The following is a 525-nucleotide window of genomic DNA, read 5'->3' as shown; positions in this document are numbered from 1 at the left end:
ACTATAGTGTGCATGAATTGAGCGATACACAAATCAGAAAAATTATTGAAGATTTTGGCGCTGCAACAAAAAGGGCAATCGATTGTGGTTTTGATGGTGTTGAAATTCATGGTGCCAATCATTATCTTATTCAACAATTCTTCTCTAAATGGTCCAATAAACGAAATGATTTTTGGGGTGGCTCCTCAGAAAAACGAATGAATTTCGCCAAAGCAGTTACGGACGAAGTTTTCAAAATCGCAAAAAAATATGCACCGAAGGATTTTATTATTGGCTATAGAATATCACCGGAAGAAATTCATGATACGGTTGGTTATACTTGGCACGAATCGACGCAATTAATTAAAACTTTAATGAGCGAATTTGATTTTGATTACATTCATCTGTCAATGCCAGAATATAATTCGAAACCAATTGACTCGGATAAAACCTTTGCAGAGTTATTTCAAACTGCTATCGGGTACATTGCCAAAGAAATTATCGTTGGTAATGTCATGAACGAATCTGATGCGCAAGATGCACTGC

At 36.0% G+C, this 525-nt stretch carries 1 protein-coding gene; it reads left to right on the top strand.

Translation table 11 applies throughout. From position 1 onward, the window contains the following. Nucleotides 1-17: 17 nt before the first annotated feature. Nucleotides 18-525: oxidoreductase (locus KH893_RS11685; protein WP_486606299.1), on the top strand; the 508-nt coding region annotated here is incomplete at its 3' end.

The sequence above is a fragment of the Liquorilactobacillus sicerae genome, from assembly GCF_029916425.1.
GTDB classification, from domain to species: Bacteria; Bacillota; Bacilli; order Lactobacillales; family Lactobacillaceae; genus Liquorilactobacillus; species Liquorilactobacillus sicerae.
This window is presented reverse-complemented; position numbering and strand designations above follow the sequence as displayed.